This window comes from Ensifer adhaerens (assembly GCF_001270265.1).
Lineage (GTDB): Bacteria > Pseudomonadota > Alphaproteobacteria > Rhizobiales > Rhizobiaceae > Ensifer > Ensifer adhaerens_B.
In genome coordinates, this window is sequence record NZ_LGAP01000002.1 from 765,773 (window position 1) to 781,311 (window position 15,539).

Sequence of the window (15,539 nt, forward strand, 5' to 3'; positions counted from 1 at the left end):
CTCATCCGCCTGCCGGGCACCTTCTCCCCGCAGGCGGGGCGAAGGAGGTTCGCGGCTGGCATCTCACCTAAAGGACCCGGCGATAGATTTGCCAGGATCGTTCCCTCTCCCCGCTTGCGGGGAGAGGGCTAGGGTGAGGGGCAGAATGCTTGCGATGCGGCTGCGGCTTATCGCCCGCCAATAACGCCGATATAGTCGGAGACCCACCGGTGATAGGGCACGCATTCGCCCTGGCTTTTGCATTTCGAAACCGGCGTCTTCCAGAACTTGACCTTTTCGAAGTCCTCGTAGCCGTTGGTCTTGCAGCCGGCATCGGTCAGAAGTTCGTTGCCTTTGCAGGCAGCACCGACCGACGGGTTGGCGCCGAACCAGGCGGAGACGTCACCCTGGACCTTGGAGGAGAGCGAATGCTCCATCCACATATAGGCGCAGTTCGGATGCTGGCTTTCGGCGTGCAGCATGGTGGTGTCGGCCCATCCGGTGACGCCTTCTTCAGGAATGGTCGAGGCGATCGGCAGCTTTTCGGCTTCCATCAGGTTGACCTGGAACGGCCAGGAGCCGGAGGCGACGACACCTTCGTTCTTGAAGTCGTCGATCTGGATCATCGCATCGTGCCAGTAGCGGCCGACGAGGGTGCGCTGGGTGCGTAGCAGATCGAGCGCTGCCTTGTATTGATCTTCGTTGAGTTCGTAAGGGTTCTTGATGCCGAGCTCGGGTTTGTGGGTCATCAGGTAGTTGGCGGCGTCGGCGACGTGGATCGGGCCGTCATAGGCCTGGACGCGGCCCTTGTTGGACTTGCCATCCGGCAGGTTCATTTCCTCGAAGACGACGTTCCAGCTCTTCGGTGCTTCGCCCTTGAAGGCGTCCTTGTTGTACATCAGCACGTTCGGCCCCCAGACATAGGGGGTGCCGTAGTGAACGCCGTTGACGGTGTGCCAGGGCGCGCTTTGCATGCGCTCGTCGATGGTCTTCCAGCTGGGGATGAGGTCGGTATTGATCGGCTGAACGCGCTTGCCGGCGACGAGGCGCAGCGAGGCATCGCCCGAGGCGGTGACGAGGTCGAAGCCGCCTTCGTTCATCAGCGCCACCATTTCGTCCGAGGTGGCGGCGGTCTTGACGCTGACCTTGCAGCCGGTCTGTTTTTCGAAATCGGTGACCCAGTCGTAATTCTTGTCGGTCTCGCCGCGCTCGATATAGCCGGCCCAGGCGACGATCGACAATTCGCCTTCGCCCTTGCCCAGTTCCTTCAGCGGTTCCTGCGCGAAGGCGGGCGCCACGAGGCCGAGCGACAGCGTCAGCGCGGTGCAGGATTTCAGGATCTGCTTCATCTGAATTCTCCCAGTTTTGAGCCGCATTTTACGGCTTCGTTCCCAGGTTGAAGCGTGCCTTGATTTCTCCGTATTCGCAAATTCATTAATCAGAATGCCGCTATCGGTTTTACCGATATCTAAAGCAATTCCAGCAAAAGTGCGCAGCGGTTTTGCGTCCGGAATTGCGTTAAACAAAGGCATAGCGCGTTCCCGCAAACGTTCTGCGTTCAGAAAGGTGTTCGAGCGTCAGCGCGGGCGGGCACTGCGCAGAGCTTCGGCAATGCCGACGAAATCGCGTGCCGATTGCGGCAGGCTGGAGCCCTTGCGCCAGACCATGCCGACCTGGACGACGGGCAGGGCGCCGGAGACGTCGCGGCTTTCGATGCGGTCGCCTTCAAGCGACCAGGGGCGGTAGACGAGGTCGGGCAGAAGCGCGACGCCCGCCCCTGTCGCCACCAGGCTGCGCACCGCTTCGACCGAGCGGGTGCGAAAGGCGACATGCGGCCGGGCGCCGAGGGCCGACAGGAGCTTGCCGGTGTTCTCCTCGATTTCATCGACCGTCAGCATGATCAGCGGTTCCTTGGCGATATCACTGATCGAGATGATGTCGGCACTGACGAGCGGATGGCCGATCGGCAGCCACAGGCGATAGGGCGAGGTTTCCAGGATCTCGGCCTGCAGCGCCATGCGGTCGCGCAGGTTGGAGATGACCATGACGGCGACGTCGAGTTCGCCGCCGATCAGCAGATGTTCGAGATAGGAGCCGTTGTCCTCGATGGCACTGACGTCGACGCCGGGGCAGGCGCGGCGATAGCGGGCGAGCAGGTCCGAGAGCACGTAACCGGCTACCAGCGAGGTGACGCCGAGATTGAGTTTGCCGCCGGTTTCCTCGCGGCTGTCGGAAAAGCTGCGCCTCGCGTCGGAGACGTCGGAGAGGATCTTGGTCGCATGCCGCAGGAACTGATGGCCGTTATGGGTGATCGAAAGGCCGCGCGGATGCCGGTCGAACAGCTCGACGCCGAGGTCGCCTTCAAGCTCCTTGATCGCCTCGGTGATCGAGGATTGCGAGATCGAGAGGTTCTGTGCCGCGCGGGTGATCGAGCCCTGCTCGGCGACGGCGACGAAATACTGCAACTGTCTGAAGGTGAACGCCATCCGTGCAGTTAATCGCGGTCGTGGCGCGCTTGCAAGCGCAGGCGAGAGATCGCCCCCGACAACGCAACTGCGGCGGGATTTCCCTGGGTATGTCGGTTTCCGGATAGAAGGCGAGCGGACCGATGCTAGACTTCTGCCGGAGAAATCAGGGAGGCGGACTTTGGATCAGGTTGTGTCGAAACCGATGCCGACGGAGGAGGGCATTCTCGCGTTTCACCAGCGCTGCGAAGCCTTCTATCCCGCGGATGCCGTCGATGCGTCGATCGAGCAGCAACGCAAATGGTATGATGCGCTCTGCACCGAATTCGACGCGCCGTCGCCGGCAGGGCTTGTGCGCGAGGACGGACTTGTCGACGGTCGCATTCCGATCCGGCGCTATCGGCCAGCGAACGTCGCGACCGAGACACGCATCTACTACATTCACGGCGGTGGCTTCGTCGTCGGCTCGCTCGACAGTCATGATGCGATCTGCGCCGAGCTTGCCGATTTCGCCAGGGCGGAACTCGTGTCGGTCGACTATCGGCTAGCGCCCGAACATGTCTGGCCGGCGGCCTTCGAGGATTGCTATGAGGTGCTGAATTTTCTCCTCGGCGATAGCCGGCCGGTGGTGGTGGTCGGCGACAGCGCCGGCGGAAACCTGACGGCAGGCATCGTCCTGAAGGCGCGGGCGGACGGCCTGTCGGGCATCGTCGGGCAAGCGCTGATCTATCCCGGCCTTGGCGGCGACCTGGTTTCCGGTTCCTATCTGGAAATGTCCGAGGCGCCGGGGCTGACAACCGCCGACACCAGCTACTACCGAAAAATCCTGCAGGCACCGGCCGACAATCCGTTTGCGACGCCCTTGGCGGAAAAGGACCTCTCGGGCTTGCCGCCCACCTATATCACCGGCGCCTATTTCGATCCCTTGCGTGATGACGCGCGGGTCTATGCTGCCCGGCTCGCAACCGCCGGCGTCAATGTTACCTTTCGCGAAGAGCCGCAGCTGATCCATGCCTGGCTGCGGGCCCGGCACATGAGCGAAGGCGCGCGCGAAGGCTTTCGCCGTCTGGTCGAGGGCATTGCGGTGTTTGTCGGAACCGGCTGAGCGCTTCGGTTTTAACCGCAGCGCAGTTCCGGATGGAAAAACGTTTCCTTCTGGAACAGCGCTAGCTCTTCGCCTTGAACACCAGCACCGGGTTGGCGCGGAAGCTCTGCGGGAACAGTTTGCGCAGGCTCTCGATCTTCGGCATGTCGTTATAGACGATGTAGGGATAGGTCGGGTTGCGCGTCAGAAAATCCTGATGGTAGCCCTCGGCGACATAGAAGCCTTTCAAGGCCGCCACCTCGGTGACGATCTCGGCCGGGAAGACGCCTGATTTCCCGAGTTCAGCGATATAGGCCTCGGCGATCTTTTTCTGCTCCGGTGTGGAGACGAACAGCGCCGAGCGATACTGCGTGCCGTGATCGGGTCCCTGATAGTTCAGCTGCGTCGGGTTGTGGCCGACGGAAAAGAAGATCTGCAGCAGCTTTCCGTAAGTAACCTGGCTCGGATCGTAGGTCACTTCCACCGATTCCGCATGGCCGGTGTCGCCATTGCTGACGGCCTCGTATGAAGCTGTGTCACGGCTGCCGCCGGCATAGCCCGAGACAGCGTTGGTCACGCCCTTCACATGCTGGAACACGCCCTGGACGCCCCAGAAGCAGCCGCCGGCAAACACCGCCGTCTCCGGCCCACTTGCGGCCTTCTCATCGAGCGATGGCGGCGGAATGGACACGGCCGGTTCGGCGGCTCGGGCTGCGGACCCGATGGAAAGTGCGGCGCAGAGGGCCAGTGCCGGAACGATCAGCCGCAGATGATGGCCGATCGTCGCAGAGGACGGCGGAATGTCGCGTGTCGAAGCCATGGGGTGTTTCCTCTGCCGCGGTCGGGCGGCGGCCGTGTGCTGGCCCATGTTTTTCGTGCGCCCGGCCGAAAGCAAATCGCAAGAGCGTGCTTCACGGCAATGTGACGATCCGCTACCACTGCGGTGGCGCCGCGATCTTGCAGGATGAGGATCGTGGGAGGTTCGGAGGAGGGGTGATGGCTGGGGAAACGGATCTGACGAAGCTGCTGGCGACGATGGCGCCGGTGTTGTTTCCGCAAACCTATGTCTATTGCACCGTGCCTCATGACGAGGCGCAGCGCTACGCGCCGCTGGAGCCGCTTGCCACCTACCGTGAGGACGAAGGGCTGACGCTGATCCTGGAGCGGAGCGCCGCTGATGCCGCCAACCTTTCCTATGGCCCGCTACTTCGGCGCATCACACTCAACGTATATTCGGCGCTTGAAGCCGTCGGACTGACGGCGGCGGTGGCAACAGTGCTGACTCGGGAGGGCATCAGCGCCAATGTCGTGGCCGCCTATTATCACGACCATATCTTCGTGCCGGAGGCGGATGCCGAACGCGCGCTTAAGGCGTTGCGGGCGCTGAGCCCCGCCTGACGCATTCCCGCTTACAGCGCCGCGCGCCCGTTCAGGCGCGCAAAGGTCGCTGTATCCCTTTGATCTGCTGCATAATTTTGTCCCTAAATCGATTCCGATTTAAGGAATTATGCAGTCGCATTTCCTGACGGAAAACCGCTTCACACTTTTCCTGGAAATGCTCTGGTTCCGACGAAAATCACATGAAGCGGGTGTCGCGCGGCGGGTTTTCATAGTCGTCGTCGCGGCCGTTCTCGTAGACAATCGGCGCTGTGCCCAGTTCTTCGTCGCTGACGCCATCGAGGCAGGCGACGTTGACGGCGTAGAAATGGCCGAGGAAGTCCTCGAGGTAACCGCGTGAAAACGGCCGGACGCCGCAGCGGCTGCAGAAGTAGTGGTCGACGTCGCCCTCCCGCCAGTTCGACGGCTCTGCCCGGTAACTCCTCAACGCCTCCTTGCCCTTGGTGATTGCGAACTCGTCGCGAAGCGCGAAGGATTTCTGCATGCGCGTCTTGGCGCAGAAGCTGCAGTTGCAGCGGCGAATGCCTTCGGCCAGATCAAGCTGGCACTCGAACTGCACAGCGCCGCAATGGCAGCTGCCGTGATAGAGCTTTTTCATCGGACGGGCTCCTGTCTTTGGCCAGACGTCGCCTGTCCCCGGTCTTTCGACCGGGGAAATGACGCTGCCGAGGCGAACGTTGCTGCGTAGGTGGACTGGCGTCCGTCGCGCGGACGCCAGTCACTAGCCGGCTTTGACGGAGGCTTCCGCCTCGTCTGCGATTGCCGGATCGGTGTCGGCGCCGTCGCCGGTTGCCTTGCGCAACAGCAGGAAAGCAATCAGCGCAGTCAGCAGCGACAGGGCCACGCAGATCGATGCCGTGAAGGCAAACGAGTTGGTGAATACGTCGTGGGCGGCAAACAGCAGCCGTTCGGACTGGTCGCCCGGAAGCTGCTCGGCAATGGCGACGGCGCCGCCCAGCGTCTGGCGTGCGGCCTCGACGGTCTCTGTGGGAAGGCCGGTCACGATCACCGCGTCCATGCGGCTGCGATAGGCAGCCGTCAGCATGCTGCCGAGCACGGCGATGCCGAGGGCGCCGCCGAATTCGAAGCTGGTTTCCGAGATCGCCGATGCCGCACCGGCGCGCTCCGGCGGGGCGGAACCGACGATCAGGTCCGTCGTCAGCGTGCCGACCGGCGCAAAGCCGAGGCAGAGCACGACGAGGCCGATGGTGACGAGCAGCGGGCTGCTCGTCGTTTCGACCTGGGTGCAGATGGCAAAGCCGATGGCGGTCAGCACGAAGCCGGCGGCGATCAGGTTGGAGGCGGCATAACGGGCGGCAAGTGACGGCACGAGGATCGATCCAAGCACCATGGCAACCCCCGTCGGCACCGACCACAGGCCGGCGACGAAGGGCGAAAGGCCGAGCACGAGCTGCAGATACTGCGCCACGAACAGGAAGGCGCCGAAGCCGACGAACAGGCCAAGGATGTTGACGCCGAGCGCTGCGCTGAAAGCCGGGGTCCTGAACAGCGCGAGGTCGATCAGCGGATCGGCCAGCCGGCTCTGGCGCCGGGCAAACAGAATGGCGACCGTCAGCCCGAGCAGGATGAAGAACACGGCGGTGACGTCGAGACCGTCCTCGGCGATGCGCTTCATGCCATAGATCATCGACAGTACGGCGACGAGCGACTGTCCGGCGCTGATGAGATCGAGCCGGCCGGCATTGGGGTCGCGGAACTCCGGCAGCAGCATGGGGCCGAGGATCAGCAGCAGGATCATCACGGGGACGGCCAGCAGGAAGACCGAGCCCCACCAGAACTGCGACAGCATCAGCCCGCCGACGACGGGGCCGATCGCGCCGCCGGCGGAGAAACTGGCGATCCAGATACCGATGGCGAGCGTGCGCTGCCTGTCATCGAGGAACATGTTGCGGATCAGCGATAGCGTCGAGGGCGCCAAAGTCGCTGCGGCGACGCCGAGGATGGCGCGGGCGAGGATCAGTGTTTCCGCACTCCAGGCGAAGGCGGCCAGCACCGAGGCGATGCCGAAGGCGATGGAGCCGATCATCAACAACCGGCGCCGGCCGATGCGGTCGCCGAGCGTGCCCATGGTGATCAACGAACCCGCCACCATGAAGCCGTAGATGTCGACGATCCACAGAAGCTGCGAGGCCGTGGGCTTCAGCTGCTCGGTCAGTTGCGGCACCGCCAAGTTGAGGACCGTCAGGTCCATCGAGTAGAGCATGCAGGGCAGGGCAAGGACGGCAAGGCCAATCCATTCCCGCCGCGTCGCCTTTGGGCCGGGGGCGTTGCTTTCTGTGTCGATTGTCTCAGACATGGGAAAGATACTCCTGCAGCCTTTCGAGGCACTCGCCCCAGCCTTCCTGGTGCGAGTCGCGCTCGTCGACGCTGTCGAACGGGGTCTGGTGGAAGGTCAGGCGCGTCTTGCCGCCGACATCGACGAAGGAAACCGTGACCAGCGTGTCGGCCCCCGGCTCGCCTTCCTCGTCCCAGGCGAAAGTGAAGATGAGTTTCTCCGGCTCGATCACCTCGCGATAGACCCCGCCCATCCAATAGTCGCGCCCTTCCGGCGAACGGATGCAACCGCGCCAGGCGCCGCCGGGGCGGAAATCCATCTTCATCGAATGTGGGGTGAAATCGCGTGGGCCCCACCAGCGTAAGGCGTGCTCGGGCGTCGACCATACCCTGAACACCAAGCTGCGCGGCGCGTCGAAGACCCTGGTGATCTCGAGGCTCAGTCTGTGTTCGAGCGATGCGTTTTCACTGGTCATTGCCATAACGACTCCTCCCGCGGCCAGCGCAGTCGTCAGGCGTGGCCGTTCTTTAACTCGAAAGTTATTTAACTTATCGGTTAATAACCGGGCGCACAGGGAATTGTCAAGGAGGAGCTACTGCGGGATCTGATTTTTGTCAGTTTTACGACGGGACGCAGCGTGCCTTGAGGCGGGCGAGCACCCGGCCGAAAGCCTGGGGATCATCGAGGCTGCGGGCAAGGATGAGGGCGCCCTGGATGCCGCCGATCACCTCTTCGGCCAGCGCCTTTCGTTCGTCCTCCGCGATGCCTTGGCGGCCGAACGCCTCGGCCAGAGCGGTCCGCCAATCGGCGAAATAGCGGTTGAGCTCGGCTGCAAAGCGATCATGGGCACCGCTGGTGGCAATGACGCCCATCAGGCACAGGCGGCGGCCCTGGCGAAAGTAGCTGTCGACGGAAGCAAGCATGTCGTCGATCGCCGCCGCCGGCGGCTCGCTGTTGCGCAGCCGGTTAAAGATGTTGGTCTGGAACCATGAGGCGATGTCGCCCAGCACCGCCTCGGCCATCTCCTCCTTCCCGCCGGGAAAGAAGTGATAGAGGCTGCCCTTGCCGAGCCCGGTCTTCTCGGTGATCAGGCTGAGGCTCGCACCGTCATAGCCGTGCTCGCGAAAGACCTCGGCAAGCATGGCGATGACATCCTGGCGTTCGGCGACGACGCGGCTCATGCGGGTTTCCTTAGCAGCGGATATTCAACCTTACCGAACCGATGGAACAGCGTTCCCACCCCAACCAGCACCAGCGAGCCGGTGAAAACGGGGAAGAGCAGGAATTCGAAGCCGGGATCGCTGGCAAAGACCACCAGCGGATTGGCGCCGGCCGGCGGATGGGTGATGCGCAGCGCCGCCATCAGCGCGATGGCAGCGCCGACGGCGAGGCCGACCGCCCACCACTCATTGGGGAAGATTGCGCGCATGATGAGGCCGACCAGCGTCGCGATGAAATGCCCGCCGACGACATTTGCAGGCTGGGAAAGCGGGCTGCCGGCGACCGAGAAGATCAGCACGCAACTGGCGCCGAAGGGCGCCATCAGCAGCGGTTCGCCAACGATGTTGGTAAGCGCCCCGACGGTGGCAATGGCGACAACGCCGCCGATGCCGGCAACCAGGCCACGGCTGATATGAATGGGAGGCTGGTGACGAAAGAAGAAATGGCGCATGACTGTACCGATCAGTAAATTGTTTACCGATTGGTACAATCCTGCGCTTATGGAGTCAAGGCGGCGTCACATCAGGTCGCGTGCAACCCGCTTGGCAAAGCTCTTCTCGAAGATCGCAGCGTCGTTTTCATAGGCGATGATCTCGGCCTCTGTGATCCATTCGCTGTCGGTGCAGGAAAGCGTCGACGTCGAGACCGTGCGCACCGACCAGCCGTCACGCTTGGCGATGCAGGTCCATGTCGACGTGCCGATCATCGATTGCGGGTCGTCAGGCGAGATGGACCAGGTTTCGTCGCGAATGTCCTGCGTCGCAAGCCCTGTGTCGGGATGCTCGCTGAGGCCGGTGTCCTCATAAATCCGATAATGGGTCATGCCGTGGGTCATGTCGCGCTCGACGGTGCGGCTGGTGCTGCCCGCCGTGTGCTCGATGTATTTCGGCAGCGGATCGGGATTTTCCGGCTCCGGTACGACGACCTCGCTGTGCTGGCCGAGCAGGGGAAGGGCGAGCGCCAGGCTCGATGTGTCGATGGTGAGACCCGGATCGCTTGGCGGCGGCAGGATCATCGGCCAGTAGGAGGTCGACAAAGACAGGCGGATGCGGTGGCCGGCACGGACGCGGTAGCCGCACGCGTCGAGCACCAGCGTGATCCGGGTCCGGCGGCCCTTTTCCATCGCCCTCGGTTCGGCATTGCCGTCGCGATGCGCCAGGTTGAGCACGCCGAAGGCGATGCGCGTGGCGGTGCCATCCGTGTGCACGTCGACGATGCGCGCGACCAGATTGGCCGTGTCGGCGGCACAGGTGACGTCAACAGAGAGGCTGGGCTGGCCGAGATAATCTACAGCCTCCAGCAGCGGCTGGGTTTCGAAGGTCAGCGCGCCGGCATCGTCGATCCGCTGGTCGCCGGCCATCTCGGCGTCAGGCTTCAGGGTGAAGTATTCGCCGGAGGCCGTGCCGCTATCGAGCGGCGATTTCAGGTAGACCTCGCCGATGCCCTTGGCTCTCGCGTCGACGGCAAGCCTGCCGTCGAGCGTGACGCCGAGAAGCTGCATCTCGGGTTTCTGCCAGACGTCCTTGGCGACCCAGCGGCCGGGATCGTTGTCGCGCCGGACGGCCGGGCGTGGGCCGTCGAGGATATAGGCGCGCACCTGCGGCCCGCCCTCGGCGCCGTTCTTTTCGTCGCGCAGCCAGCGGTTCCACCAGCGGATCGCCTCGCCATGGAAATCGGCGCGCGGCTTCGGCCAGGCGAAATGCGGATATTTGTGCACCCAGGGGCCGATCAGCGCCTTGGCTTTTGCGCCGAGGCCTTCGACGGCTTTCAACGGCGTGTTGCGGTAGCCGTCGGCCCAGCCGGCGATGACGAGCGCGGGAACGTCGAAGCCATCGAAATCCTCGCAGATCGAGCCGTGCTGCCAGAAGGCATCGCGACGCTGATGTTCGAGCCACTCCTCCATGAAGTAAGGCTCGTTCTCCAGGCGCTCCAGCCACATCTCCTTCCAGCGATCGCCGACAATCGCCGGGTCGGGCGAGCGGGACTGGTAGGCGAGCATGGTCGCGGCCCAGGAAAGCTGCGCGGAGAGGTGGCAACCGTTCTTGTAATGGATGTCGTCGTTGTAGCGGTCGACGGTCGAGGCGATGGAGATCACCGCTTTCAGTGCCGGCGGTTTCAGCGCTGCGACCTGCAGGCAGTTGAAGCCGCCCCAGGAGATGCCCATCATGCCGACCTTGCCGTTCGACCAGGGCTGCGCGGCGATCCATTCGATGATCTCGCAGCCGTCGGCAAGTTCGCGCGGCGTATATTCGCCGTCGATGACGCCATCGCTTTCGCCTGAACCGCGAATGTCGACACGCACGCCGGCAATGCCGGCGGCGGCAAAGACCGGATAGGTCGATTCATCGCGCAGGCTGGTGCCGCCGCGCTTGCGGTAGGGCAGGTATTCGAGCACGGCCGGCACCGGCTCGGCATCCGTGCCGGCGGGCATCCAAATGCGGGCGGCAAGCTGGGTGCCGTCCTTCAATCGGATCCATTCGTTCTCGATCAGGGTGAATTCACGGTCTGACATATCGGTTGTTCCGCTCACTCTCTTTGTTTTTGCGCATTTCCTGACGCAAAACCGCTACACACTTTTGCTGGAAACGCTCTATCTCATTGTTTTTACGCCATTCCGGACGCGAAACCGTGTTCCTAACTATCGAACCAGACGCGGCTGGCGACGTAGCCGTTCGAAAGGTCGTTGCCGATGTCGTGAACGAAGCCCTTCAGCGATGCGGAAGCCGCGTTCACATAGTCGTTGAAAACGGGAAGAATCAGGCCGCCTTCGTCGCGCACCGTCATCGCCATCGTGCGGTACATTTCCTTGCGCTTGGTCTCGTCAAGTTCCGAACGGGCCTGGAGCAGGAGCTTGTCGAAGTCTTCGCGCTTGAAGCGGGTGTCGTTCCATTCGGCGCTGGAGAGATAGGAGGTGGAGTAGCGCGAATCCTGGGTCGGCCGGCCGCCCCAATAGGAAGCGCAGAAGGGCTGGACGTTCCAGACATTGGTCCAGTAGCCATCCTCCGGCTCGCGACGAACCTCAAGTTCGATGCCGGCCTTCTTGGCGCTTTCCTGGAACAGAACCGCAGCGTCGATTGCGCCGGGGAAGGCGGCATCCGAGGTGCGCAGCAGGATCGGCCGGTCGTGGCCGGATTTCTTGAAGTGGAAGGCGGCCTTGTCAGGATCGTAGGCGCGCTGCTCGATACCATCAGGCGCCAGCGCATAGTTCTCGTTGACCGGGTAATCATTGCCGAGCGTGCCGAAGCCGCCGACGACCCGGTCGAGGATCGCCTGCCGGTCGATCGCGTATTTCAGCGCCAGCCTCAGGTCGCCGTTGTCGAAGGGCGCCGTGTCGCAATGCATCAGGAAGCTGTAGAAGCCCTTGCCGGCGGTCCGGAGAATCTCGACGCGCGGCGCACGCTTCAGAAGCGGCACGGTCTTCGGGTCGATGTTGTTGATGAAATGCACCTGGCCGGAGGAGAGTGCGGCGATACGCGCCGTCGTATCGTTCATCACGATGATTTCGACGCTGTCGACGAAGCCGCGATCCTGGCGCCAGTCATTGGTGTTCTTCTCGAAGGTCGAGCGCAGGCCCGCTTCATAGCTCGCAAGCTTGTAAGGGCCGGTGCCGATGGGCGAGGCGGGATTGTCGACGCCGCCGCGCGGCTGGATGATCAGGTGGTAGTCGGTCAGAAGCAGTGGCAGATCGGCATTGCCTTCGGTCAGCGTCAGGACCAGCGCGCCGGCCTTTTCCTCGATCGTCTTGATCGAGCGCATCAGTCCGAGCGCGCCCGACTTAGAACCTTCGTCCGAGTGGCGCTTCAGCGTGGCGATGACGTCGGCGATGGTCATCTTGCTACCGTCATGGAAGCTGACGTCGTTGCGGATCTTGAAAGTCCATTGCGACGCGTCCGCCGAGGGCTCCCAGGATTCGGCCAGCGCCGGCAGCGGCGCGCCGGTCTTCGGGTCGGATTCGACCAGCGTATCGCCCCAGAGATGACCGATGACGAACAAGACCGAGCCGCTATAGCCGGCGGGGTCGAGCGTATCGGTGGTGGCGCCGCCCTTGAGGCCCAGTTTCAGGTGACCGCCGCGCTTGGGCTCGTCGGCGCGCGCATCGCCCGCCACCATCGTGCCGCCAAAGCCTGCGGCCAGACCCAGGGCCGCCGTGCCCGCCAGAAAGCCGCGGCGGTTGATGCCGGCCGGCACGATCAGGCCGTCGGGACGCTTGGTGAATTCGCTCATATGCAGGTTCCCTCTGATGTTTTGTTGCTAGGGAAAACCTAGCGGCTGCCACAGGTCGCACAATTTCGCGACTTGACGCGGATTTACGCGACTTTACGCTATCTAGGTTCATGCTTCGGGAGAGCAGTGTTGCACGACGCCGACCTATTCGCCGCCAATCTTCGTTTCGCCTGCGCCACAAGGCGCTCGATCTCGCAGATCTGCCGCGAGATCGGCATCAACCGCCAGCAATTCAACCGCTACATCAGCGGCGAAGCGCGGCCGTCGGCGCATAATGTCGCCCGCATCGCCAGCTTCTTCGGGCTGCAGGCGCAGGACTTTTCGTTGTCGCCGAAGCTGTTCGAAGCCCGAATGACCCGGCCCGATCGCGACCGGTCGGAAGCCGGGTTGCTGCTCGAAGGGTTTCCCGGCGATCTTGCCGGGCTTCGCCGCCATATCGGCTACTACCAGACCTATCACCTCTCGCCGTCGTGGCCCGGCCGCGTCGTCTGCTCCTGCGCCAGGATCCATGAGGAGAGCGGCTCGATCCGTGTGAAATCGATCGAGCGCATCCGGGACGCCGCCAACGAGATCCAGCAGTTTTCGAAATATGTCGGCCTCGTCACCTTCTGGCGTAACCGCATCTTCATCGCCGAGCGCAGCGTCGGGCGCCAGCCGATGCTGTCGCAGACGATCCTGATGCCGTTCGAGGTGCATCAGCGCGTCTATCTGCGCGGCACCACCATGGGCGTTTCCTGGCGCAAGGAAAACCTGCCTTATGCCTCGCGGATGATCTGGCGCACTCTCGGCCAGGAGCCGGATATCCGGCAGATGCTGTCGCGCTGCGGCGTGCTGGCCACAGGCTCGCGGCAGATGCCGTCGACGGTCAGGGCCTTTTTCGAGACGCCCGAGGCCAACATTTTGACGGTGCCGACCGATTATTGAGGTGGCGGCCTTAGCGTTGCCGCCCTAGATTGCGCCTTGTGCTAGCGACCGCATCGTTGAAGGGGAAGTCGATGAAATCTGCTGTTGTCGCCGTGTCAGGGTTTCTGCTCGGTGTCTCGGCGATGCCGTCTGCGGCCGAAGACGCGCGCCCGCCAATCCCGGCTTGCGCGCTTTCCGGCTCCACCAGCGTCATGATCGGCGGCCAGCCTGCGCTCCGGCTTTCCGACGTCGCGAACTGCCCGCCGGAACTTTACGAGGTGGTGCCGAGCATCATGATCGAGGGACAGCCGGTGGTGCATTTCCGCTCCGGCAGTGGAGCTACGGGAGACTGCACAGCCAAGGCGGAATCGTCGGTGACCTTCGAAGGCGAGGCAGCGCAGCGACTGGGCGATGTGGCCTGCCGGCAGAAGTGAGCCTTTTTGGTGCTAATCGATCATCGCCAGCCGTGCGCCGTCGCGCATAGCGGCGAGAGCCCGCGGATTGGTGACCGGATATCCCTTGATGAAGCGCTCGGCCGATGACAAGGGAAACTCCGCCTTGAGCCGACGTGCGCTGTCGGCCGCCTGCATGGCTTCCCCGAGCCGGGCGTGAGCCATGGCCTTGAAGATCAGGGTGCTCGGCGATTCCTGCGAGCTTCTGTCGAGGGCGGAGAGGCATTCGCGGTCGCGGCCGACGACATAGAGGATGCGGGCGCGCATGCCGAAATACCAGGGCGGCCCCAGCGGGTTGAGATAAAGTGCACGGTCGATGAGCGAGACCGCCTCTTCGGGATCGCCTGTGATCAGCGCCTTGGCGCCGGCGAGAAGCGCCAGCGTATCGGCGTGGTTCCGGCCGTATTGGTAGGCGCGGGCATGCGCCTCGACGGCACCCGGCATGTCGCCGCGGCAGGCCCGGAGATCGCCCAGGCAGGTGTAGGCCGCGGGATCGGTCGGATCGAGCCGCAGAGCCTGCTCCAATGCTGCGCCCCAATTGTCGAGGGCCGTATCGAGATCGCTGTCAAAGCCGCTGCAGGCTTGAACGGCATAGGCATAGGCAAGCTCGCTCCAGGCTCTTGCGCGGGTGGGCTCAAGCTCCAGCGAGCGCTTGAATAACTTGATCGCCTCGACATTGCCCTCCTGGCTGAATCGGTTGTGCTGCTCGACGGCGAGCAGATAGCAATCATAGGATTGCAGGTTTCCCGGCGCCTTGTGCCGGCTCGCCTTGCGGCCGAGGGTGGCGAGCGTGCCGTAGCATCCTGCCAGAACGTTGATGACGCTCTCGGTCAGACTGTCCTGCAGTGTCAGGATATCCTCCATCGGCCGATCGTAGCGCTCGCTCCAGAGCAATTGGCCCGAACGGGGTTCCAAAAGCTGGATCGTCAGGCGAACGCGGTGGTCGTCGGCGCGCAGTTGCCCGGTGACGGCATAGGTGGCGCCGATCGCCTGGACATGGTCGTTGAAGCTTTCGGGGCGGTTGCCGAGCAGCTTCATCGTGTGGAAGGCGATAACAGGCAGGTCCGCGTAGCGGGCGAGATCGACGCAGATATCCGAGGAAAGCCCATCGGCGAAACGGTGCCAGCGCTCTTCCGCGTTGAGGCTTTCGATCGGGAAGACGGCGAGAACCGGCGGTGCCTGCTGGACGTCTGGAGCAGCGGCCGACCGCGCGCCGGCGGAGCCGGTGACGTGGCTTGCCAGCTCGATCTTGTTGCGCACGCCAAGCTTGCCATAGATCGTGGCGAGATGGGTGCGCACGGTCGAGGGCGCGATGAACAGCGCTTGGCCGATCTCGCGATAGGTAAGGCCGGCGGCGAAACGCTCGGCCACCGCCCGTTCTCGGTCGGACAATGCCTCAGGGGCGAACTCAGAACTTGGGATGCGGTTCATGCCTGCTCCCTGCCATCCGCGCCGGTTGGATTCAACCAAGGCTGGAGCAAAATACTACAAATGCAGGAGAGGAAACACAGCAGCTG

15 protein-coding genes are annotated in these 15,539 nt (G+C 63.3%); 4 read left to right on the forward strand and 11 right to left on the reverse strand.

Features of this window, described 5'->3' with window-relative positions; translation table 11 throughout:
• Positions 1-167: 167 nt before the first annotated feature.
• Complete coding sequence (locus AC244_RS08510; RefSeq protein ID WP_053248314.1) at positions 168-1,328, reverse strand: ABC transporter substrate-binding protein; 1,161 nt, start codon at positions 1,326-1,328, stop codon at positions 168-170.
• Positions 1,329-1,556: 228 nt separating this feature from the next.
• On the reverse strand, positions 1,557-2,465 hold the full coding sequence (locus AC244_RS08515; RefSeq protein WP_053248315.1) for a LysR family transcriptional regulator: 909 nt from the start codon (positions 2,463-2,465) through the stop codon (positions 1,557-1,559).
• 184 nt (positions 2,466-2,649) lie between these two features.
• Here AC244_RS08515 and AC244_RS08520 point away from each other — a divergent pair, with 184 nt between their 5' ends.
• The gene (locus AC244_RS08520) at positions 2,650-3,549 is read left to right on the forward strand and encodes an alpha/beta hydrolase (protein WP_053248447.1); all 900 of its coding nucleotides are present in this window, start codon (positions 2,650-2,652) and stop codon (positions 3,547-3,549) included.
• 61 nt (positions 3,550-3,610) lie between these two features.
• Here AC244_RS08520 and msrA read toward each other — a convergent pair whose 3' ends face one another.
• Positions 3,611-4,348 carry a peptide-methionine (S)-S-oxide reductase MsrA gene (msrA, locus tag AC244_RS08525; protein WP_082366775.1) on the reverse strand — a complete coding sequence of 246 codons (738 nt, stop codon included), beginning with the start codon at positions 4,346-4,348 and terminating at the stop codon, positions 3,611-3,613.
• A 176-nt stretch (positions 4,349-4,524) separates the two neighbouring features.
• Here msrA and AC244_RS08530 point away from each other — a divergent pair, with 176 nt between their 5' ends.
• A complete protein-coding gene (locus AC244_RS08530) occupies positions 4,525-4,926 on the forward strand; it encodes an ACT domain-containing protein (RefSeq protein WP_053248316.1) in 402 nt (133 codons plus the stop codon).
• A gap of 178 nt (positions 4,927-5,104) precedes the next feature.
• On the opposite strand, the gene AC244_RS08535 is transcribed toward AC244_RS08530, so the two are convergent.
• The 7 genes from AC244_RS08535 to AC244_RS08565 all read right to left on the reverse strand — a co-directional run bounded on the left by AC244_RS08535 (position 5,105) and on the right by AC244_RS08565 (position 12,667).
• Positions 5,105-5,524 carry a GFA family protein gene (locus AC244_RS08535; protein WP_053248317.1) on the reverse strand — a complete coding sequence of 140 codons (420 nt, stop codon included), beginning with the start codon at positions 5,522-5,524 and terminating at the stop codon, positions 5,105-5,107.
• 123 nt (positions 5,525-5,647) lie between these two features.
• The gene (locus AC244_RS08540) at positions 5,648-7,243 is read right to left on the reverse strand and encodes an MFS transporter (protein ID WP_053248318.1); all 1,596 of its coding nucleotides are present in this window, start codon (positions 7,241-7,243) and stop codon (positions 5,648-5,650) included.
• Entirely contained in the window at positions 7,236-7,703 is a 468-nt protein-coding gene (locus tag AC244_RS08545) for an SRPBCC domain-containing protein (protein WP_053248319.1), read from the reverse strand. Before AC244_RS08545 ends, AC244_RS08540 begins: the two co-directional genes overlap by 8 nt.
• A 139-nt stretch (positions 7,704-7,842) precedes the next feature.
• Entirely contained in the window at positions 7,843-8,403 is a 561-nt protein-coding gene (locus AC244_RS08550; protein ID WP_053248320.1) for a TetR/AcrR family transcriptional regulator, read from the reverse strand.
• Positions 8,400-8,894 carry an HPP family protein gene (locus AC244_RS08555; RefSeq protein WP_053248321.1) on the reverse strand — a complete coding sequence of 165 codons (495 nt, stop codon included), beginning with the start codon at positions 8,892-8,894 and terminating at the stop codon, positions 8,400-8,402. The genes AC244_RS08550 and AC244_RS08555 overlap by 4 nt, the downstream gene beginning before the upstream one ends.
• 66 nt (positions 8,895-8,960) lie before the next feature.
• Positions 8,961-10,955: a CocE/NonD family hydrolase gene (locus AC244_RS08560; RefSeq protein WP_053248322.1), complete on the reverse strand. Its 1,995-nt coding sequence runs from the start codon at positions 10,953-10,955 to the stop codon at positions 8,961-8,963.
• 122 nt (positions 10,956-11,077) lie between these two features.
• Positions 11,078-12,667, reverse strand: a complete 1,590-nt coding sequence (locus tag AC244_RS08565) for an ABC transporter substrate-binding protein (RefSeq protein ID WP_053248323.1) — start codon at positions 12,665-12,667, stop codon at positions 11,078-11,080.
• 129 nt (positions 12,668-12,796) lie between these two features.
• Here AC244_RS08565 and AC244_RS08570 point away from each other — a divergent pair, with 129 nt between their 5' ends.
• Together AC244_RS08570 and AC244_RS08575 are read left to right on the forward strand one after the other, a co-directional pair.
• Entirely contained in the window at positions 12,797-13,591 is a 795-nt protein-coding gene (locus AC244_RS08570; RefSeq protein WP_053248324.1) for a helix-turn-helix domain-containing protein, read from the forward strand.
• Between the two features lie 71 nt (positions 13,592-13,662).
• Complete coding sequence (locus AC244_RS08575; RefSeq protein ID WP_053248325.1) at positions 13,663-14,004, forward strand: PAAR domain-containing protein; 342 nt, start codon at positions 13,663-13,665, stop codon at positions 14,002-14,004.
• Between the two features lie 12 nt (positions 14,005-14,016).
• Here AC244_RS08575 and AC244_RS08580 read toward each other — a convergent pair whose 3' ends face one another.
• A complete protein-coding gene (locus AC244_RS08580) occupies positions 14,017-15,453 on the reverse strand; it encodes a LuxR C-terminal-related transcriptional regulator (protein ID WP_053248326.1) in 1,437 nt (478 codons plus the stop codon).
• Between the last annotated feature and the right edge of the window lie 86 nt (positions 15,454-15,539).

Coding starts and splice junctions, on each gene's coding strand:
- AC244_RS08510 (WP_053248314.1), bottom strand. CDS start 1,328: ATGAAGCAGATCCTGAAATCCTGCACCGCGCTGACGCTGTCGCTCGGC.
- AC244_RS08515 (WP_053248315.1), bottom strand. CDS start 2,465: ATGGCGTTCACCTTCAGACAGTTGCAGTATTTCGTCGCCGTCGCCGAG.
- AC244_RS08520 (WP_053248447.1), top strand. CDS start 2,650: ATGCCGACGGAGGAGGGCATTCTCGCGTTTCACCAGCGCTGCGAAGCC.
- msrA (WP_082366775.1), bottom strand. CDS start 4,348: ATGGCTTCGACACGCGACATTCCGCCGTCCTCTGCGACGATCGGCCAT.
- AC244_RS08530 (WP_053248316.1), top strand. CDS start 4,525: ATGGCTGGGGAAACGGATCTGACGAAGCTGCTGGCGACGATGGCGCCG.
- AC244_RS08535 (WP_053248317.1), bottom strand. CDS start 5,524: ATGAAAAAGCTCTATCACGGCAGCTGCCATTGCGGCGCTGTGCAGTTC.
- AC244_RS08540 (WP_053248318.1), bottom strand. CDS start 7,243: ATGTCTGAGACAATCGACACAGAAAGCAACGCCCCCGGCCCAAAGGCG.
- AC244_RS08545 (WP_053248319.1), bottom strand. CDS start 7,703: ATGGCAATGACCAGTGAAAACGCATCGCTCGAACACAGACTGAGCCTC.
- AC244_RS08550 (WP_053248320.1), bottom strand. CDS start 8,403: ATGAGCCGCGTCGTCGCCGAACGCCAGGATGTCATCGCCATGCTTGCC.
- AC244_RS08555 (WP_053248321.1), bottom strand. CDS start 8,894: ATGCGCCATTTCTTCTTTCGTCACCAGCCTCCCATTCATATCAGCCGT.
- AC244_RS08560 (WP_053248322.1), bottom strand. CDS start 10,955: ATGTCAGACCGTGAATTCACCCTGATCGAGAACGAATGGATCCGATTG.
- AC244_RS08565 (WP_053248323.1), bottom strand. CDS start 12,667: ATGAGCGAATTCACCAAGCGTCCCGACGGCCTGATCGTGCCGGCCGGC.
- AC244_RS08575 (WP_053248325.1), top strand. CDS start 13,663: ATGAAATCTGCTGTTGTCGCCGTGTCAGGGTTTCTGCTCGGTGTCTCG.
- AC244_RS08580 (WP_053248326.1), bottom strand. CDS start 15,453: ATGAACCGCATCCCAAGTTCTGAGTTCGCCCCTGAGGCATTGTCCGAC.